Annotated in this window: 11 protein-coding genes and 3 pseudogenes; 6 read left to right on the plus strand and 8 right to left on the minus strand. The window is 59.3% G+C overall.

Going from position 1 to position 20,320, the window contains the following annotated elements; genetic code table 11:
- Positions 1-50: 50 nt before the first annotated feature.
- The 4 genes from GcLGCM259_RS12745 to GcLGCM259_RS12760 form a co-directional block, all read right to left on the minus strand.
- Positions 51-1,388: an MFS transporter gene (locus tag GcLGCM259_RS12745; RefSeq protein ID WP_138926831.1), complete on the minus strand. Its 1,338-nt coding sequence runs from the start codon at positions 1,386-1,388 to the stop codon at positions 51-53.
- An 11-nt stretch (positions 1,389-1,399) separates the two neighbouring features.
- Positions 1,400-2,425 (minus strand): MBL fold metallo-hydrolase, encoded by a 1,026-nt coding sequence (locus tag GcLGCM259_RS12750; protein WP_246049592.1) that lies wholly within the window; start codon positions 2,423-2,425, stop codon positions 1,400-1,402.
- 159 nt (positions 2,426-2,584) lie between these two features.
- Positions 2,585-4,273 carry a long-chain-fatty-acid--CoA ligase gene (locus GcLGCM259_RS12755; RefSeq protein ID WP_138926833.1) on the minus strand — a complete coding sequence of 563 codons (1,689 nt, stop codon included), beginning with the start codon at positions 4,271-4,273 and terminating at the stop codon, positions 2,585-2,587.
- A 679-nt stretch (positions 4,274-4,952) separates the two neighbouring features.
- Positions 4,953-6,260: an ISL3 family transposase gene (locus GcLGCM259_RS12760; RefSeq protein WP_138926834.1), complete on the minus strand. Its 1,308-nt coding sequence runs from the start codon at positions 6,258-6,260 to the stop codon at positions 4,953-4,955.
- 229 nt (positions 6,261-6,489) lie between these two features.
- On the opposite strand from GcLGCM259_RS12760, the gene GcLGCM259_RS12765 reads away from it, so the two are divergent.
- Together GcLGCM259_RS12765 and GcLGCM259_RS12770 are read left to right on the plus strand one after the other, a co-directional pair.
- Positions 6,490-7,791, plus strand: coding sequence for an HAD family hydrolase (locus GcLGCM259_RS12765; protein WP_138926835.1), 1,302 nt, complete (start codon positions 6,490-6,492; stop codon positions 7,789-7,791).
- Complete coding sequence (locus GcLGCM259_RS12770; RefSeq protein WP_138926836.1) at positions 7,788-8,693, plus strand: NAD-dependent epimerase/dehydratase family protein; 906 nt, start codon at positions 7,788-7,790, stop codon at positions 8,691-8,693. Before GcLGCM259_RS12765 ends, GcLGCM259_RS12770 begins: the two co-directional genes overlap by 4 nt.
- An 835-nt stretch (positions 8,694-9,528) precedes the next feature.
- On the opposite strand, the pseudogene GcLGCM259_RS12780 reads toward GcLGCM259_RS12770, so the two are convergent.
- Positions 9,529-10,313, minus strand: a pseudogene (locus tag GcLGCM259_RS12780) (transposase); the annotation flags it as partial.
- A gap of 15 nt (positions 10,314-10,328) precedes the next feature.
- Positions 10,329-11,370: pseudogene (locus GcLGCM259_RS12785) on the minus strand (transposase).
- Positions 11,371-11,968: 598 nt separating this feature from the next.
- Here GcLGCM259_RS12785 and GcLGCM259_RS12790 point away from each other — a divergent pair.
- A complete protein-coding gene (locus GcLGCM259_RS12790; protein ID WP_175419426.1) occupies positions 11,969-13,897 on the plus strand; it encodes an AAA family ATPase in 1,929 nt (642 codons plus the stop codon).
- A 141-nt stretch (positions 13,898-14,038) separates the two neighbouring features.
- A pseudogene (locus tag GcLGCM259_RS15730) lies at positions 14,039-15,343 on the plus strand (ISL3 family transposase).
- Positions 15,344-15,796: 453 nt separating this feature from the next.
- On the opposite strand, the gene GcLGCM259_RS12800 reads toward GcLGCM259_RS15730, so the two are convergent.
- Together GcLGCM259_RS12800 and GcLGCM259_RS12805 are read right to left on the minus strand one after the other, a co-directional pair.
- On the minus strand, positions 15,797-17,212 hold the full coding sequence (locus tag GcLGCM259_RS12800) for a pyridoxal phosphate-dependent decarboxylase family protein (RefSeq protein WP_138926840.1): 1,416 nt from the start codon (positions 17,210-17,212) through the stop codon (positions 15,797-15,799).
- Positions 17,213-17,297: 85 nt separating this feature from the next.
- Positions 17,298-18,068: an IclR family transcriptional regulator gene (locus tag GcLGCM259_RS12805; RefSeq protein WP_138926841.1), complete on the minus strand. Its 771-nt coding sequence runs from the start codon at positions 18,066-18,068 to the stop codon at positions 17,298-17,300.
- 443 nt (positions 18,069-18,511) lie between these two features.
- Between GcLGCM259_RS12805 and GcLGCM259_RS12810 the strand changes: the two genes are divergently transcribed.
- A complete protein-coding gene (locus GcLGCM259_RS12810) occupies positions 18,512-19,456 on the plus strand; it encodes a DNA topoisomerase IB (protein WP_246049594.1) in 945 nt (314 codons plus the stop codon).
- 158 nt (positions 19,457-19,614) lie between these two features.
- A complete protein-coding gene (locus tag GcLGCM259_RS12815) occupies positions 19,615-20,319 on the plus strand; it encodes a CoA transferase subunit A (protein ID WP_138926842.1) in 705 nt (234 codons plus the stop codon).
- Position 20,320 lies beyond the last annotated feature (1 nt).

A 20,320-nucleotide genomic window follows, 5' to 3' on the forward strand; every position in this document is an offset into this window, starting at 1 on the left:
GAAAAGCTCCCGAGCGCCCCCGGTGCAGTCGCGTTCGGCCGTGCGTGCTCCTACATCTGTTCGGCCATCAGGTCCGCGTCCTTGCCTTCCTTGACGTTGCGCATCGCCAGCGCGGCGATCACGAACGTCGCGGCCCACACGATGCCCACCAGCCACAGCGATCCGCCGCCAAGCAGCACCAGGGCGGCCACGATCATCGGGGTGAACCCGGCGCCGACCGTGGAGGAAAGCTGGTAGACCAGGGAAGCACCCGTGTAGCGGATCCGGGTGGGGAACAGTTCGGCGGTGAACGCCCCGAACGGGCCAAAGATGAACGCCTGGATCAGCCCGTTGGCCACAAACAGGGCGATGGCGAATGCCCACAGCGCACCGAGCTGCAGCAGCCACATGATCGGCAGCGCCGCCAGCGCCCCGGCGGCAATGCCCACCAGCATCACCGGGCGGCGTCCCAGCTTGTCCGAATAGCGGGCCGCGAACCAGATGCCGACCACGGTCAGCGTGGCGCCGACGGCCTTGATGTTCAGCACCGCGGTGCGGTCCATCCCCATGTCCTCCACCACGTAGGAGATCGCCCAGACGGTCATCAGCCCCTGCACGGTGTAGGAGCTCATCCCCACCAGGGTGCCGCGCAGCACCGACTTCGGGTACTGGGTGAGCACCTGCATGATCGGGGTCTTCTTTTCCTCCGCCTTGTCCTCCAAAGCCAGGAACAGCGGGGATTCGGCCACCTTCAGCCGGATGACCAGCCCGATGCCCACCAGCAGCACCGAGAGGATGAACGGGATGCGCCAACCCCAGGAGAGGAACACGTCATTGGGCAGCAGCGACACCGCGGAGACCGCCAGGGTCGCCAACACCGCACCGGCCGGCCCGCCCATGTTCGCGAAGCTGGCGGCGAAGCCGCGCCGTTCCTTCGGCGCGTGTTCCAGGGCCATGAGCATTGCCCCACCCCATTCACCGCCCACGGCCAGGCCCTGGAGGATGCGCAGCAGGATCAGCGCAATCGGGGCGACCATGCCCACCTGGGCGGTGGGCGGCAGCAGCCCGATGATGGTCGAGGCCCCGCCCATCATCACCATGGAGGTGATCAGCACGCCCTTGCGTCCCACCTTGTCGCCAAAGTGGCCAAAGACGATGCCGCCCAGCGGCCGAGCCAGGTAGCCCACGGCCAGCGTGGCGAAGGAGGCGAACAACGCCACCCCGGGGGTCAGGTTCACGAAGAAGACCTTGTTGAACACCAGGGACGCGGCGGTGGCATAGAGGATGAAGTCATAGAACTCGATGGCGCTGCCGATGAAGCTGGAGGCCAGGATGCGGCGCATCTGCGGGGAGTTCAGCGACGGGACCGGCAGTTCGCGGTCCTGCTGCTGGTCGGTGAGGTTGCTCATGAGACTGCCTTTTATGCCAGGGCGCGGGCGAAGGAAATGATCTGCAGGTCATCGGGGACCAGGAAGCTGCCGGAGAAGTCCCGGGCGTGGGAGAGCCAGGTTTCCAGCGGGGTGGTGCCGGGCACCAGGTGGTGCAACGCCAGGGTGCGGGCCCCGGCCTGTTCGGCCAGGGCGATCGCCTGGGCGGCGGAGGTGTGCGAGCGGCGGTGGTGGTCCATGGAGGCCTCCGCCTCCTCGGTGCCCAGCGAACCGTAGGCGCGCTGCACCCACTCGAAGTCGATGGCCTCATGCAGCAGCAGGTCCGTGTCCCGGGCCAGGGTGACCAGGTTCTGGCAGGGGGCGGTGTCCCCGGAAATCGTCACCGAGCCCTCTTCGGTGTCAAAGCGGAAGGCGAACGCCGGGGCGATGGGCGGGTGCTGGACCAGGGTGGCGGTGACGGTGACCAGTTCATCGCGGTAGATCTCAAACGGTTCCAGTCCCGCCGGGGTTGGGTTCTGGTTCGGGTGGTACCCGCTGTGGGCAGGGATCTGGATGTCGCTGGCCTGGAAGTACTCCAGCGGGGAGGGGCGCAGCGCATCAATAACGCGGTCGTTCAGGTCGGTGGCGTAGGCCTGCATCAGGTGGCTGAACATGTCGGCGGTGCCCGGAGTCGGGTTGTGCGGGTAGAGCGGCTGCGGTGCCACCTGGGCGCGCGGCGAAACCGGCGGCAGCGCGCCGCGGTCCCCGGGGCCCAGGATCTGGATAGGCCGCTTGCCGCCGGGGATGGTGAACAGCCCAAAGATCGCCAGCGAGGCCAGATCGATGGTGTGATCCGAATGCAGGTGGGTCAGGAAGATCCCGCGCAGGTCCCCGGGGGTGAACCCGGCCTTCATCAGCTGATTGCCCACCCCGGAACCGGCATCGACCAGGTAGACGGCGTCGCCGACCACCACGGCGGTGGAAATTCCGGCGCGTTTGCCGGCGTTGGCCCCGGTCCACCAGCGGGGGCCGCCGGCGGTGCCCAGGGTGACGACGTGGGGTGCGAGGTTGGAGGCCACGGGCCCTGTCCTTTCAGTCGGGAAGCGTATTGCTTCCATACTGAATGGAATAGATCACATCCGTAAAACTGTTTTTTACGTCCTAATTCATAGGTTTTACCTGTTTGAACATGCAAAGAGGGGCCCGCGGTCACCCCGCGGGCCCCGGCCAAGTAAGCGCTAGTCGGTGCCGCCCAGCTGCTCGCGCACCTGCTTGCGCAGGATCTTTCCGAGCATGGAGCGCGGCAGCTCCTCCACCTGCCGGATCTTCCGGGGCACCTTGTAGGCGGCCAACAGTCCGCGGCAGTGCTCCCGCAGCGCCTGCTCATCCAGCTGCGCACCCTCGTTCAGCTCCACCGCGGCGACCACCATCTCTCCGCCGCGGGCCAGCGGCTCACCGAACGCGGCCGCATCAGCCACATCCGCATGCTGACGCAGCGCCGCCTCCACCTCGGTGGGCGAGACATTGAAACCGCCGGTGATGATCAGTTCCTTGGCGCGGTCCACGATCGTGGCAAATCCGTCGTCGTCCACCGTCACCACGTCCCCGGTGTGCAGCCAGCCCTCGGCGGTAAGCACCTTGGCCGTCTCCTCCGGGTTGTTCCAGTAGCCGGAGAACACCTGCGGCCCCTTGATCAGCAGCTCGCCGGGCTGCCCGGGTTCCACCGCTTCGTGCGGCTCCTGGAGACTGACCACCTTCATGTCCGTGGAAGGGAAGGGGATCCCAATGGTCCCGGTGCGCCGTGAAGGGTGGAAGGGATTGCCCAGCGCCACCGGCGAGGATTCGGTCATCCCGTAGCCCTCCACCAACAGTCCGCCGGAGACCGACTCCCACAGCTCGACCACGTGATCGGGCAGGTTCATCGCCCCGGAAATGCAGTATTTGGCCGATCGCAATGAGATGCCGCGCTCCAGCGCCCCCATGGCGGTGCGCTCATAGATCGGCGGCACCGCGCAGTACACGGTGGCCGGGGACTTCTTCCAGGCATCAAGCACCAGCTTCGGCTCGAACTTGGGGAAGAGCACCAACAGGCCCTGCTTCTTAATCCCGAACGTCAGGTACAGCGTCATCCCAAAGGCATGGAACATCGGCAGGATCGCGTAGAGGACTTCCTTGCGCTCCTCCGCCCCGAGCATCCACGCCTCTCCCTGAAGCGCATTGGAGTACAGGTTGTAATGGCTGAGCATGGCGCCCTTGGGGTGCCCGGTGGTGCCGGAGGTGTACTGGATAACCGCCAGGTCATCCACCTCGGGCATCGGGTGGCGTGGGTTCAGCCGGTCAGACTTGGCCAGCTGCTTCCAGCTCATCGTCCCGGGGGCCGGTGCGGTCAGCCCAGCCCGGGCCTCACGCAGCTTCTTCACCGGCAGACCCAGCGCCAGGCGCTTGGTGGCCGGGAACGCCTGCAGCAGATTGACCGCGACGATGGTGTCGATCTGCACATCCTCGGGGAATTGCTGCAGGGCCGGCACCGCCTTGTCCCAGGCGATCACCACCCGGGCCTGGTGGTCCTCGAACTGGTGGCGCAGCTCGCGGGAGGTGTACAGCGGATTGTGCTCCACCACCACGGCACCCAGGCGCAGCACCGCGTAGAACGCGATCACATGCTGGGGGCAGTTGGGAAGGATCAGGGCAACCCTCTCCCCCGCGGTCACACCGAGCCGGCGCAGCCCCTCGGCCACGCGCTCCACCTGTTCGCCGAGTTCGGCATAGCTCATCTGCCGTCCGAAGAATTCGGTGGCCGGGCTGTCCCCGGCCTGGGCGACGGAGCGGGCGAACATGTGGGCCAGCGATTCGGTGGGCAGCTCGATCTCGGCGGGCACCCCGGGCTGGTAGTTCTTGGTCCACGGATGCGCAGATGTGTTGTGCATGTCCCCATCATGCCCCTTTGGCGCGATCTGCGCGATTCTGATGGTCTCATTCACGCAGTTGGCAGGATGGAAACATGAGCACGAACACTACTGTCGAGCTTTTCACTGGCGGCGTTCTTCCTAGTTAAATGGTGGAGCAAATCCGGTCGAGCTAGAAAAACGTTCATACATTGGCGCACCACCACCAAGTGTTTAGGAGGCGGTGTCGGTCAACAGTCAATCACAAATGGCATTCATTATTATCAACACGGCACAAGAGGCAGGGAGTCTGGAAGCTCACATCATCTTATTTTCCCGGGTGGTTTCACAAAAGCATCTCCACAAGTCAGTGTCTATCCCGCATGGGTGGAAGAGTCAGCATGGCCAAGGAAGGCGCCGAAAATTTCCACGGTACTCCTATCAGTTTCGAGATCACGACCGAATCGCTACCAGCTACTCGATGGACCCGACACTATATCGAGCGTAAGGTCCAGAGTTCTTCCCTAACCCACCGTGATCCTCAGACTAAGTGCAGATTTTTCCGCAATTACGAAAGCTCAACGGACAGTTGGAATCTAAAGCAGAAATTGTACTCCACATATGTCAGGGGTTTCTTGCAGAACGCGAATCAATATCTCCCCACTTTTAAGCATGCTCGACTATGGTCAACAAACGTGTATCTTGACACAAAACTGGCTCTTCACAATCCAGGGTGTAAAACGGGTCTGAACCCGCCAGATTCCAAGAGCGAACGGGCAATATAATTCGCTAGGCTCCGGAACCCCAGAGCGCTGCCGCGCAGGTGTTCCAACCTCCCATTGATCGCTTCGGTGGGGCCGTTCGAGGTGCCTGCCCGGTCAAAGTAAGCCAGGATATCCCCGGCCCGGCGCTTCAGGGTGCGGCCCAGGGACGCCAGTTCGGGCAGCCCGGTAGGAATTTTTGCTTTGATCAGCTCGATGACCTGCTCCATCGACCACCTGCCGATGCTCTTCTCCTTTTGCCGGTACGCGTCCACGATGCGCTGATAGATGTTCCAGGTGAATTGCACCGGTTCGTGCTGCTGATCAGCAAATAAGGCATCAAGGCGTTCAATCTGCTTCTCAGTCAGCAAACCATCCCCGGTCAACAGCGTGCGCCGTGCCGTATAGAGCGGATCACCCTTGCGGCCACGGTGCCCACAGGTGTCTTGCTGCACCCGTTGACGGCACTTATCCAATGCTTCGGAAGCCAAGCGCACCACATGGAAGGGATCCATCACTTCTACCGCGTCCGGGAGTTCCTCGGCCGCGGCGGTTTTGAAGCCGCTGAAACCGTCCATTGCCACCACTTCAATCCCGTCCCGCCATTCTTGGGGACGGTTCGCGAGCCAGGACTTGAACACGGCCTTGGAGCGGCCTTGGACCATGTCCAGCAGCCGGGCCGGGCCAGCACCTTCGGTGACCGGGGTCAGGTCAATGATCACGGTGACGTATTTGCCTCCAGCACGGGTGTGGCGCCATACGTGCTCGTCCACCCCAATGACTTTTACTGCGTTGAACCGTTCAGGCTTGTTGATCAGCACTCGTTGCCCCTGACCCAACACCGCGTCATTAGCGGTATTCCAGGACACGCCCAGCCCCTCAGCAACCCGTGCCATGGACAAGTGCTGACACACGATCCCGGTCAGCGCCCAACCCAACCCGCCACGAGAAATCTTCGCCCGGGGCTCGGCAGCCTGGCTGGTGTCCTGACGCCACACAGTACCGCAGTCAGCACACCGGTACCGGCGCACCCGGATCACCAGCGTGGTCGGCCGCCAGCCGACTGGCTCATGCGCCAGCCGGCGCACCACGGTGCCACGAGGCGTTCCCGGCTGCCCGCAGTTACGGCACCACGGATCCGCTTCGGTGACCTTGCATAGGATCTCGGCACGTTCAGGCAACAACCGCTGACCGCAGGCTGTCAGGCCCAGCTCGTCCAGCCGGCAGAACGTGGTCAGATCCGGGGCGGTAAAGGTAGTATGAGACAACGTCGGGGTCTTTCAAGAAGGTTGTGTAGGAACTTCCATTCTTGTGAAGACCTCGACTTTTTACTGCCCTACGACACGCCCCGAAATCAGCTCAACGGCAATGCTGCCCTACACCCTCAATTGCGAAGAGCCACAAAACTTATGGAATCTTTAATCTAAACTGAGGCTTTGTGAGTTTATTTTGAGTATATTTAAGAGCCAAAAACATGAAGGCGGGGAGAATGCTGCTATGGAACTATGGAATTCGTTAATCCAATCACTCGCCATTATTGGTTCAATCCTAGGGATATTTCTATTCGCAGCTGCCACCGTTAGAGTGGTAGATCAACTTAAAAAACGACCCCGTCGTGAATCCCTTGATCTCGAAGAACCCGACCAGCTTTACTCAAAATTAAACGTTTTATGGAATAATTCAAATCTCAGTTGTTTAACAATTATCGGTTATTCTGTTCAATCGATGCACGCCCCTTTGAGCGCTCTAATAATTCATGCGCTAAAGAACCGAATACCAATCCAATTCTTGATGCTCGATCCAAACTCAGATTTTCTTAGGGACCGTGCAGCATCAGAGTCTACTCGAATGAATCTCACAGCGAACCAGTTCCTGAAACATAGCCGATTATCCATCAGAACAACTGCAGCGAGCATCATTGAAACGGTGCAGACTGTCGAATTTAATAATAACCTAAATGGGTCGAGTTGCTCAGTAAGAGCCTATTCCGCACCTCCGGTCTACCGAGCTATTCTATCAAATCTGGGCGGAGCCTGCTCCAGCTATCTCGAGGACTTAACTAAGCCATCACGAGATTTTATGATGACAGATCCTACGAAAAAGAATATGAGTAATGACAGAGAACTCGAACGGGCACGTAATTGGGTAGACTACATCGTCAAACATCGATCCCGTCCATTTGAAACGGAGGTTATATTATTAGACGCACTTGAAATTTTATTAAACGATACTTCAAAGCATAAAAGCGTAACGAGAAAAGAAGCTCCTAATCTGATTGAACAACATATTGATCGTCTAAATAGCAGTCAGGATTCTTCTGTCGAGAACGCGAGTACCCCAAGCGAAGCTCCTGAAAATCTTCGGTATAGTGACGTCGGGTTCTTCGAACCTCACTCTTCCGTCGATGCGAGCGCTAGAAAATTTCTGCGAGAGCTGCGAAACCGAGGATACAGAATTGCCCTTATTATTGATTCTGACAAGCTTATAGATGCCGTTCATTGTGATCTTCTGTCAATGGTTGATATCCATGCTTTCAGCGATGGTGGGGGTTTTCATAGAAACCGACGAGACATATACACCGAATTGCTTCAGCGTCTAGGGGCGGAACCTCGACGCGCTGTTTATGTAGGAGATGGGTCACCCGAATCGTTTCAACTGGTCTCGAGTTTGGGCTTAAGAGCAATCAGAGCCGCGTGGCGCGGTCCGCTGCAAGACGTGGAAAGCATCGAAGAAGCATCCAGCTTTGGTCACGTCGCTCGACTTATTGATCCTCTCGCTGACTGGGGGAAAATCGAATGACCCCTCAAGGAACTACCCTCGTCACGGGTGCCTCTGGGTTCTTAGGTTCGCGAGTTGTACGGCGACTAATAGACTGCAACATAAAAGTTGTGGGTGTTGATAACAAACCTTCTCCTGATGCTAGCTTTCCTTTTTTTGAATGCGATATTTCTAATAAGCAACAGGTGCACACAAGACTCTCACATATTAGTGCCGATGTTCTAATTCACTTAGCGGCAATTCATTTTATTCCTGAGTGTGAAGCCAATCCACAGCTTACTTATGAAACTAACGTAATTGGAACGCGAAATATGCTCGAGTATTCGGCCAGGACCGGAGTCAGTACATTTACCTTTGCTTCCTCAGCCGACGTCTACCAACCGAGCGTCTTCGAACACACAGAAGACGACGCTCTTTCAAGTCCGAGTGTTTACGGTCGAAGCAAAATCGCTGCAGAAGCTCTAGTTCGCGAATGGCATCGTCTTCAGCCTGGAAGAACCGCAAATATCCTGCGGCTATTTAATCTCGTAGGGCGAGACGATCCAGTTGATCATCTAATTCCTTCTCTTGTGAAGAAAATGTATAATACGCAGAATATATATGTAGGAAACTTCTCTTCCCAACGGGACTACGTTCTAGTTGACGATGTCGCCGATCTGATGTTGCGAACTACTACAGACGGAGAAATTAGAATTCTCAACGTTGGAAATGGCGTCGGATACTCCGGATTTGAAGTGTTTAACGAAGTATCAAATCAGATAGGCGGTCCTCATTTTGCTGTAGTAAGCGCAGAACTGACTCGCAGCATGGATCGTCCCCGTCTCGTAGCGAATCGTGGAAGACTCGACTTATATGATTCGGCGTTTCCACGCAGAAATCTATCGGAAATGTTGTCACTTGTTCTGAACGATGGCTTATCCTGAGCATGTAGTGTAAAGCTGTGCACTCCGTCCACAACTCGCTCAATTAATTTGAATTTTCCACAGACCCACTCGGGTTAGTTTCGTAGAAGACAGTGAACGGTTTCCGAATCGCGTATATTGTTGCCCATTGTGTTGCAGACAGGAGACATTCCTGCTGCAAGCGTCTGGTCGCGACCACAACGGCACTGGAGTCAGCGCTATTTATGGACGTGCTCGAGAGACACTAGACTTGATCCAGCAGTAGCGTCACGTCCGCCGGACCTCTTGAACCGGTAGGCCCTGCAGCTCTCACGAGACCGCAAGGGCTCCCCGACAGTCGTGGATTCAGGCACCAGCTGCAGTGACCCCGGTGCCACCAACAACCCTAAAAACAGAAAGCTACTGCCCCCAGAGAGACTAGAGATCAACATCCATCCCTCATCAGATGAAACCGTTAGGCTCGTAGAGGCACAGTGGCTTTCACGAAAATAGAACGTGGCCCGCTATTCAGCCTTGTAGAGCTTGCTCACTTTTCTGTTTCCGTCGTGCCCCATCTACAAATTGGAAGCTTTTGACTCGTTCTCTCTGCTCGCTTGCAGTCGGCCTAATACCCAAGTGGGCATGAAGACACGCCCACTGTCGATAGTGCAAAGCATGACGCTGAAAATCACCAAAGCGGTTCCATCCGGATGAATAACTGTGCGGTCGCAACTAACCGTCTATGCCTCCAGGATTACACTAGCCCAGTTGTTTCATCGTTTGCCTGAAGGCCGCTGACCCCGGGATTCGTAGTGGGTCAGCGGTCTTTTCCTGTTCCGGGCAGGCCAAGACTGGCTTTGAGGCGCCAGCCTTCGGGCGTCAATTGGAGCCCCAACGAATCAAGGTGGTTCAGGAATTCCCTGGAGGCGCCGGCACTATCGGTACGAACCAGCAGCTTCTCACCAATCAACATGCCTTCTGGATCGTAGAAGTCATCGGGCAGCACCTCCAGGGCCTGGGAGAGCGCCTCGATATGATCCTTCGCGCTGTTCGCTCCCTTGTTGCCCGGGCGCAGCAGCACCGCGAGGATTTCCCCGGTCCCTGGCCCTGCCCGTAATCGGCGGTCGCGATCATTGGTGCGAACCCGTAGCCGCCCTTGTAGGTGCCGGCAGCGCCCTGTTTGTCCGAATGCGCCTGCACCAAGGTGGCGTCAATGTCCAGGATCAGGGGGTTGGTACGGGTGGCGCGCTTCGCGGGGTTCCGGTCTCCGGTAGCGGGCCAGAGCCTGGAGCGCAGGGTTTTGCTCATGCTCTGATACCCGTGGGTGAAGGCTTCGGGCATGTGTTTGATCCGTCCCATGAACCGGGACACGGTCGCTTCCGAAGCGATGGGGCCGAAGACGCCGGGGCTGGTGCGCAACAAGTCAACGCCGCAGGCCTGCTCACCGCCTGCGGCGAGCATCATGGCCAGGTCCGCGATGATTTTCCCCGGCCGATGACTCGCCGTTTTGGGAACGAACTGGGAGAACCGGTCCTCGCACAAGGCCCTTAAATCCACGGCGTTCAGCAGGCCACCCAGGGCGCTGAGCCCGGCGTGGGAGATCAGGTGCTGACCGGTGAGTTCGCTGCGCGGCGCGGGGTAGGTCAGGGTAGGATGGTGCATCGATCCTTTTATGTCTCATGTCAAGGCAAAGTTCCTCTCCAGCCATCGGAAGATGCTGCGTGCGAGATACCGTTTCAGAACACGTTTGATCTCCCGATAGCTTAATCCTTCGGCTGTTCGCCGTTCGGCATACTCCTTGGTCGTTTGATCGTGGATCATGCGGTTCCTGATCACTACGTCCAACGCCATGTTGAGCTGGCGATCACCGTGGCGGTTCAGCCGATGCCGGGTGACGTTCCCCGATGAGGCCTGCAGAGGAGCCGCGCCCGCCAGCGATGCGAACGCGGCTTCCGAACGGAATCGGCCATGGTGTGAATAGGACACCAGGATGATTCCCGTGGTGACGGGTCCCAAACCGGGCTGGTCCTGAAATCCAGGAGCTATCTGCTCGCTGAGCTCAGCCAACTGTGTCTTGTTGCTCTTCAACCGCGCTGCAGCACTGAGGATGTCGTTGGCTAATTCTGTGGCCTCCTGTCGGGCGATGCGTTGCTCAAGTCCATCGCTGCGGCGGCTTCGCCAGGAACTAATGTCCGCGATTTGCTGGTCGGTCAAGGCCCGACGTGTGTCCAGCCCAAGATCGGTCTGACGGACCAAGGCGTTCAGTGCGTTGCGGTTGGCCGTGCACTGCTGTTCGATCCGCCGACGGCGGGTCAGCAAGAGGTTCATTGCTGCCCTAATCCCGTCGGCACGCGGCTGTGACAACAGGTCAATGCCGGTGCCGAGGATGCTCATCGCTGCCGCGGTTGCATCGATTTCGTCGGTCTTCCCGACGCCTGCGCGGGCTTGCCTGCGTGGTGGCTTTACTTCAGCAACGGTGATGCCGGCATCAGTGAGCTCACGGCAAATCGACGTTCCATAGGATCTACTGCCTTCCACGGCGGCAATGACTTCGTTGGTGGTGTTCCGTCGAATCCAGGCGATGGCCCGGCCCCGATACCGGGAAGGCTTCGCATCCCGTGCGGCCGCCAGTTCTGGTGTCGATAATCGCATAGGTGTGGGTGCGGGCGTGGGTGTCGATTCCGATGACGTAGTCGTATTTTTCTGCCACGATGGTCATGACGGTGGTCCTCCATTCCGGTTGATGGCCGTTGTTGCGGCATCGGTCTGGGAAGGAGTCTTGTCAGGCAGTTCTTTAATGAGGCACGCCTCTTGTGCAGGAGGCGGCCAGCCTTTTATCAAGCCATGGCAAGGGGCCAGGCCGATGCCAGCCTGTCACATCGGACAAATCGATGCCACGGCACAAGGGGGCATACCCCTTTGGCCAGAAAAGGTGTGAGTCACGGTGTGTCAGGTTGGCATCGATCTTGCCAGCGGGTAACCAGACCTGCCAAGACCATTAAAGAAAAGGTGATCCTTGATGTTGAGATTTTAGAGCTTAGACACTCCTATTTTCCCAAGTCCGGATCACTTTTTCGTCTTAATGACGCTTAATGACACTCCCGCGATGAAACCACCGGGCTAAATGCATCGTTGGGAGACTTACCCATCTGTGACCCACTTCCCGCGTAAGAGTGGCACCGAAACGTGGTGGCTCTGCAGCAAGGTGCTCGATGATACTAAAAGTGCTTCGCCCAAACACGGATACCCCGAGCTATGCTGCGACGCAACCCGGTACGATGTCAACAGACACGTTCGAAAGCGCTAGTTGGGGAATCATGACGACAATTCGAGACAAATCAGAAAAGCAACCTGAGGCTCTCCACGGGAAATCTTCGGAGGGCATCGGCCTGGATGATGTGGTTTGGGAGCTGGAGAACTTGAGCTTCGATGCGACGCGCAGAGCGGACGAGAGAGTCATCCTTGTAGAGGAAAAAGCGAAGCTCTTGAAACCGATTCACGAGGTTTCTTTGACCCGTTTCAAGCAGCATTCCGATCTCCGACTAAATCTCAAGTCCAACCTTTCACTGATGGCGGGGAGTAACAATTCTGGGAAATCTTCCATTCTCCAAGCGTTGGCAGTCTGGGAATTCTGTCGGCTTTCCACGACTATGGAACGCGGCGGGCGATCCGGACTCTATCCCAACCGGGTGGGAGTGCAGGGGTTCGGGATTAGCGAAGACGAGTTTTCGCCAATCAATATTCCTTCACTTAAACACATGTGGACGAACCTGAAACCCGGTCAAAAAAATCCTGGTGAAGACGGCTACACTCTCAAAATTGGCATCGAATGGACAACTGGCATAGGTCAAAAGCATCTTACATTCGGCCTTTCTTTAGCGAATGATCGACTTTTCATTAGGGTCGACAAATCAAATCTTGGAGCGGGAGATGCAATCCCTCGAATTGCTTATCTTCCACCTTTTGCCGGAATCACAGCGCACGAGCAGAGAGTGAGTGGGGCGCTAAGACGTCGTCGCATTGGCGAAGGACTGGCGGGCGCTGTACTTAGAAACCTATTACTCGAGATGCAACAAGAAAATGTCAGGAAAAGGACAGCGCTTCGCAATTCAGTTAATAACGGGAAGAGGTCTAAAATCCGAGACAAAGATCTCGAAGACCTCCGCCAATCCGATCCATGGGAATTATTACAGCAAACGCTCCGCGAAGTTTTTGGAGCCGAACTATCTGTCAGTGAGTTCCGAGAAGAGTATCATTCGTACATTCAGGTGCAGGTGATAAAGGGGACTTTGTCCGGACATAAACTCACGCCACATAGAAATTTCACGAAACGCGACCTCATGGTCGAAGGTAGCGGATTCCTCCAATGGCTCAGTGTCTTTGCTTTAGCTACTAGCCCAGAAGTGGACGTCCTACTCTTGGATGAGCCGGATGCCCATCTTCATCCACAACTGCAAAAAGAACTTCTTGATCGGCTGGAAAATTTAACAGAAAGTTCAAAAAAACAGGTATTTGTAGCAACGCACTCCAGCGAAATACTTAAACATTCAGAGCCCGGTCAGATTTTGGAATTTCGTGAGAATGGTCCTCCTCGATATCTTACTGCAGATCATCAAAAAATCGGATTATTGGAAGGTATCGGCGCACATTACGCTCCTCGCATAGATAAGATTCGCCGGACGAGAAAAGTGTTTTTCCACGAAGGCACAACGGACATTGAGGTTTTGCGTAAAGTAGGTGAGATTCTGAACAAACCCCTCTCGAATGATTGGGTAGCATGGAAAACAGAACGAAGTCATAAAGACCGAAAGATGCTATGGATGTCCCTGGAAAAAGAAATTTCGGGGCTTATAGCTGTCAGTTTACGAGATCGGGACGAAGAAGAAGTCAATACGGTAGACCACGAACTTCGGGATAAGTCCATAAAGATGACCGAGGGATTTGACATGCGTAAATGGCGCCGCCGTCACCTGGAATCTTACCTGATCGTTCCAAGAGCTCTATCTGCCGCTGCTAAGATGCCGGTGGACGATGTTGTTCAGTATCTGAGCAATCAGCACGCTCTTGTAATCCCGAGTGATTACTATCAAAGTAATTGTCCTGGAACCTTGTTGGAAATCCGCGGTAAGACGATCTTAGAAGGGTTACAACTGACAGCCGGAGAAGTAGTCCAACACTTGGAACCTCATGAAGTCTGTGAGGACCTCAGAATTATGGTCGATCTTCTATCCGCCAGTACAGAATAAGCAAAAGGGCCCTTCGCAATCGATGGTGTAGGGCAGCACTGCCGCTGATCTGATTTTGGGGCGTGTCGTAGGGCGGTAAAAAGTCGAAGTCTTCACGAGAATGGAAGTTCCTACACAGACCGTTCACGAAAGACCTCGACGTTGCCCTATACTACCTTCACCGCCCCGGACCTGGCCACGTTCTGCCGCTTGGACGAGCTGGGCCTGACAGGTTGCGGTCAGCGCTTGTTGCCTGAACGCGCCGAGATCCTGTGCAAGGTCACCGAAGCGGATCTACGGCGCCGCAACTGCTGCCAGCCAGGAACGCCTCGTGACCGTGGTGCGCCGGCTGGCGCGTGAGCCAGTCAGCTGGCGTCCGACCACACTGCTGATCCGGGGTGCGCCGGTACCGGTGCGCTGACTGCGGTACCGTGTGGCGTCAGGACACCAATAAGACCGCCGAAACCTCGAGCGAAGATTTCTCGTGGCGGGCTGGGCTGGGCGCTAGCCGAGATCGTGTGCCAGCACCCGTCCATGGCCCAGGTTGCTGAGGGGCTGGGCGTGGCCTGGAATCCCGCTAACGACGCGGTCTTGGCTTAGGAGCAACGAGTGCTGATCAACAAGCCTGAACGCTTCGGCGCGGTAAAGTGATCGGGGTGGATGAGCACGTATGACGACATACTCGCAATGGAGGCAAGTACCTCACCGTGATCATTGACTTGACCCCGGTCGCCGCTGGCCCCGGCCGGACCCGTTGCTGGACATGGTCGAAGACCGCTCCGAGGCCGTGTTCAAGTCCTCGCTCGCGAACCGGCCCCAAAAATGGCGGGACGAGATTGAAGTGATGGCCATGGACGGGTTAAGTGGCTCCAAAACCGCAGCTGCCGAAGAGCTGCCCGACCCGGTAGAAATAATGGACCCTATACATATAGTGCGGCTTGCCGCCGAAGCGTTGGCTAAGTGCCGCCAGCAGGTGCAGCAGGAGACCTGTGGACACCGCGGCCGCAAGGGTGCTCCGCTCTATTCGGCACGTCGGACGCCGTTGACCGGGGATGGTCTACTCACGCAGATACAAATTGAACGCCTTGATTCCTTATACGTTGTTCAGCAGCACGAACCGGTGCAACTTACCTGAAACATTTATCAGCGCATCATGGACGCGTACCGGCGAAAGGAGAAAAACATCGGCAAGTGGCCGCTGGAGCAGGCCATCGAGCTGATCAAAGCAAAAATTCCTACAGGGCTACCGAATTGGCATCCCTGGGCCACACCCTGAAACGCCGGTCGGGGGCCATTCTGGCTTACTTCGATCGGGAAGGCACCTCGAACGGCACCACCGAAGCGATCAACGGCAGGTTGGACTACCTGCGCTACAGCGCTCTGGGGTTCCGGGACCTGGGGAATTATATTGCCCACTCGCTCTTGGAATCCGGCGGGTTCAGACCCGTTTTACACCATGGATTGTGAAGAGCCAGCAAAGGTTGGGATTTATGGTCTTTATTCTTGAGTATCTGACTGAGCGCGTAATGGCTTGTCGTCTACCTTTCCAAACCGTTGCGCCCTTGGCGTAATGGTTATTTGGATTGATCGTTGATCAACTGCTCCCCAAACGAAATAGCTTCAACTCCTGGTGCAAAACGAAAATATCTCGGCGAATAGAACAACAAGGACAACCCAGCCACATCTTTGGTGATTCCGCCCGCGATGTGCCTCGTAAAAAAATTGGATGTGAGAAGAAGTGTTATCAACATATCTCTGATATTTCATCGATGGCTATGTGGGAGTGCTGCTGCTGGTGCTGATGCTCGTGAAGACCGGCACCCGCCTGGTACGCCGCGAGAAGCTCTAGACCTGGCCTGGGAAGTCCACCGGTCCTGCACCCCCGCGGCCCCGGCCGGTGGGGGTGCCGTCTCATCCGGCTCAGTTTCCTTCGGCCACCTGCCGCAGGTCCCGCCACAGCTGTTCCACGTGGGAGCGCTCCGTGCCCAGGGCGCCAATGGAAACCCGCACCATCCAGCGGCCCTCCAGCACGGCCGGGGAAACATAGGCACGACCGGAGAGGTTCAGCTGCCGGGCCCAGTGCTGGGTGTGCTCATCGACCTGCTCGGCGCTGGCGCCCTGCGGTTCGTGCACCACGCACACGGTCTGCAGGTTGACCGGGGCGGCGAGCTTCCACCCTGGGGTGGAGCTGACCTGTTCGGCCAGCCACCGGGCGTTTTCCAGGTCGCGGCGCAGCCGGGCGCGCAGCTGCTCGGCCCCTTCGGCGCGCAGCATGAACCACAGCTTCAGGGCACGGAAGCGCCGCCCCAGCGGGATCCCCCAATCGCGCAGATTGGTCACCTGGTCATCACGTTCGGAACGCAGGTAGCTGGGGTTGGTGCCCATGACGCGTTCCAGATGCTGCGGGTCGCGCACGAAGTACAGGGAGCAGTCGAACGCCACCCCGAGCCACTTGTGGGCGTTGACCACGACCGAATCGGCGTACTCGATCCCGTCCCACATCCAGCGGTACTCGGGCAGGATCATCGCCGAGCCGGCCATCGCCGAATCCACGTGGAACCAGATCTCCTGACGCGCTGCGATCTCTCCCAATTCCCGCAAGGGGTCAACAGCGGTCGTGGTGGTGGTGCCGGTCGCGGCCACGATGGCCGCGGGGATGCGTCCAGCCGCGCGGTCCTGCGCGATGGCCGCGGCCAGTGCGGCTGGGTCCATGGCGTGGTTCTGGTCCGTGTCGATCCAGTGGATGTTCTGCCGGCCGAACCCGGCCAGCAATGCGCCCTTTTCCACCGAACTGTGGGCATAGCGGCTGGCGTAGACGATAAGGGGCGCTTCCTCAGCCTGCAGGCCGCCGCGGGCCAGGGCGAAATCGGTGGCGCGTTCCCGCGCGCACAGCAGCGCGATCACGGTGCTGCTGGAGGCCGAATCCTGGATGGAGCCACGGAACTGCTCGGGCAGCCCAAAGAGCTGGCGGGTCCAGTCCACTACGGTCTGCTCGATCTCGGACAGGGCTGGGCTGGATTCCCAGGACAGGCCGAGCACTCCCAGCCCGCTGCCCAGCATGTCCCCGAGCACCGAGGACAGCTCCGAGTTCGACGGGAAGAATCCGAAGAAGCTGGGGTGTTGCCAGTGAGTGAGCCCGGGCATCACGATGCGCTGCACGTCCTCTAGCAGCCCCGCCCCGCCGTCGCCCTCTTCCGGCGCCTGCGCGGGCAGCTGCGCGGCCACCTGGCCGGGTTCGACGGTGGACATCACCGGTTGCTGGTCGATGCCGGCGCGGTAGTCGGCAATGAAGTCCACCAGTTCGTGGGCCTGGCGGCGGAATTCCTCCGGTGTCATCTAATCTCTTTCCCTTGTGCCTGATGGCCTTCCTGCATGGTATCGGCCGCACCGGCGCTGGGCCGATTCCGGATGCCGGTTCAAACTACCCGCGGCGCAGCTGTTGGGAGAGCTCGTGGGCGTGGTGCAGCAGCAATGCCCCCAGTTCCGGGCGGCGCCCGGGTGTGAAGCGGGATTCAATGCCGGTCACGCTCAGGGCCCAGGCCGGGGATCCGGAGGCGTCAAAGACGGCGGCTCCCATCCCCCAGCTGCCCTCGACAATCAGCCCTGGGTTGACCGAGTAGCCCAGTTTGCGGGTTTCACGGACCTTCTCGCGCAGCCGGGCCGGGCTGTGCGCGTCTCCGTAGCGTTCGGTGAAGTCATTGGCCTGCAGGTAGCGCTCCACCACCGGGGCGGACAGGAAGGCCAGGATCGCGATCCCGGCCGAGGCCACGCCCAGCGGGAAGCGTTTGCCCTCGTAGAGTACGAACGAGCGGATTGGGAAAGCGCCGTCCTGGCGCAGCAGGCACACGGTCTCGTCCCCGCGCCGTGCGGAGAGAAAGGCGCTTTCCCCGGTCGCTTCGGCGAGCGCGGCGACGTGCTCCCGGGCCATGTCGCTGATGTCGTAGCGTTCGGCCGCGACCGCTCCCATCAGGTAGAGTTCCGGACCCAGCAGCCAGCGCCCGGCCTGGTGGTCGTGGTCGCAGAACCCCTCTGCCACCAGTGCGCCAAGCAGCCGGTGCACGGTGGGGCGCGCCAGCCCGGTGTGCCGGGCGACCTCGGTCGTGGTGATGCCCTGCGGCATGGCCCCGCTGACCGTGCGCAGCACCGCGGCCAGCCGTCCGACCACTTGGGCGCCTGCGGGAGTGGGAGTCATGATCACATTATGGACGAGCCGCGTCCACGGCGCTGCCGTGTGACGTGCCGCTTGACTTCGCTAAGCGGCGCGTTTCCCATCAGGCGGACCATGCGGCCCGGCACCGGTTGGATGGTGCGCGCCCGGCTTTCGGCGGCTCGCGCAGGCCAGTCAAAGCGGTGGCCACTTCGGTAAAGACGGCGGTCCGCACCGGTCCCCACGCCCGGGCAACTGCGTCACTATCCAAGACGCGAAGGCGCCGGAACCGCCGCCGGCCGGCACCCGCTGGCACCCGTGGGCCGCGGCCGCTGGTAGTTCGCTGGGCGCGGCGGGACGGCGGGCACCGATTCGGTAGCCTGAGCGCGAAATGCTCGGGGCAAGGAGGTGGGACGGTGGCGCGTGGTTCCGTTCGCCGCAGGCGCGGTCGTCTGCAGATTTCGCGGCAGCTGCGGCGCGGGGAGTTCGTGTATCTGCAACGCGGGGAGCAAATCACCGATCCCGAGGAGCTGGAACGCATCAAGGCCCTGGTCATTCCGCCGGCCTGGCATGACGTGCAGATCTCCGCCTCGCCCAGCGCCAAGGTGCTGGCCCGCGGGGTCGATGACGCCGGACGGCGCCAGGCGATCTACCACCCCTCGTTTCGGCGCCGCCGCGAAGAGGAGAAGTTCGCCAAGCTCAGTGAGTTCGGCCAAGCCCTGCCGGCGCTGCGCAAACAGGTGGCGGCGGACATGGAGCGGCGCGGAACCAGCCGCGAGAAGGTGGTAGCCTGCGTGATCAAGGTGCTGGACAAGGGGTACCTGCGCATCGGCACCCCGAAATATGCCCGGCAATATCGCTCCTATGGGGCAACCACGCTGCGCCGGCGGCATACCCGCATCAAGGGAACCAGCGTTACCTTTGATTTCAACGGCAAGAGCGGACAGCACCAGACGGTGACGATCGAGGACGCGCAGATGGCCCGCTTCGTGAAGAAGCTGCGGGAGATGCCCGGCTATGAAGTCTTCCGCTTCACCGATGATGAGGGACAACTGTGTTCGGTGCGCAGTGAGCATGTCAATGAATACCTGCATACGAACATGGGCAGCCAGTTCACCGCGAAGGACTTTCGCACCTGGGGCGGAACGCTGACGGCCTTCGCCTCCCTGCTGGACGCCGAGGTTGACGGCGCCAGCCCGCAACGGGAACTGACGCGTGCTGAACGCGAGGCGGTGAAGCAGGCCGCCTCGGTGCTGGGCAACACCCAGTCCACGGCGCGCAAGGCCTACATCGCCCCGCGGGTGCTGAAGCTGGCCGGGGACCCCGAGAAACTCGAGGACCTGCGCGGTGAGCGCAAGCGCCGGCGCGCGCGCAAGTACCTGAGCGTCGATGAGCAGTGTCTGCTGCAGCTGCTGGAAGAAGACAGCGCATAGCCTGTTCCTCCCCTTCCTGCTGTTCATATTGTGGACGACAGATCCTCTTTTCTTCATCCATCGAGCACTTGGGCTCCATTTATTGAGGCCTTTCGCCGTCTTGGCTAGGTTCATTGGTAATGACGAGCGCTTCCACAAAGTGGACGTAGGAGGAAACCATGGCAAGCAAGTACCGGCAGGACGCCGCAGCGGCCCTGGCCGAGGTCGTCCAGGACGGGATGACCGTCGCGGTCGGCGGCTTCGGTCTGAGCGGGATACCCACCCGGTTGATCACGGCACTGCGCGATTCCGGGGCGAGGAACCTGACCATCGTGTCGAACAATATGGGGGTAGACGGCAAAGGCCTGGGTCTATTGATCGAAAATCAGCAGGTCGCCAAGGTCATGGCCTCCTACGTGGGTGAAAACAAGCTGTTCGCCCAGCAGTTCCTTTCCGGCGAGCTCGAGGTGGAGTTCGTTCCCCAGGGCACCCTTGCCGAGCGGCTGCGCGCCGGGGGTGCCGGGATCCCGGCGTTCTACACGCCCACCGGTGTGGGCACCCCGGTGGCAGAGGGGAAACCGGTCATGGAGTTCGACGGGAAGCCGGCCATTCTCGAACGTGGAATCGTTGCCGACATCGCCCTGGTGCGCGCCCACCAGGCGGACGCGGAAGGCAACCTGCGGTACCGGATGACCGCGCGGAACTTCAACCCGCTGGCCGCCATGGCCGGGAGGTACACGTTCGCCGAGGCCGAGCACATCGAGCAGGACTACCTGGATCCGCAGCTGGTGGACACCCCGGGGATCTTCGTGCAGTGCCTGGTCGAGGCGGACCAGATCAAGGACATCGAACAGCGCACCGTGCGGGTGCGGCAGGAGGCATGAG

The sequence above is a fragment of the Glutamicibacter creatinolyticus genome, from assembly GCF_006094275.1.
Taxonomy (GTDB): Bacteria; Actinomycetota; Actinomycetes; order Actinomycetales; family Micrococcaceae; genus Glutamicibacter; species Glutamicibacter creatinolyticus.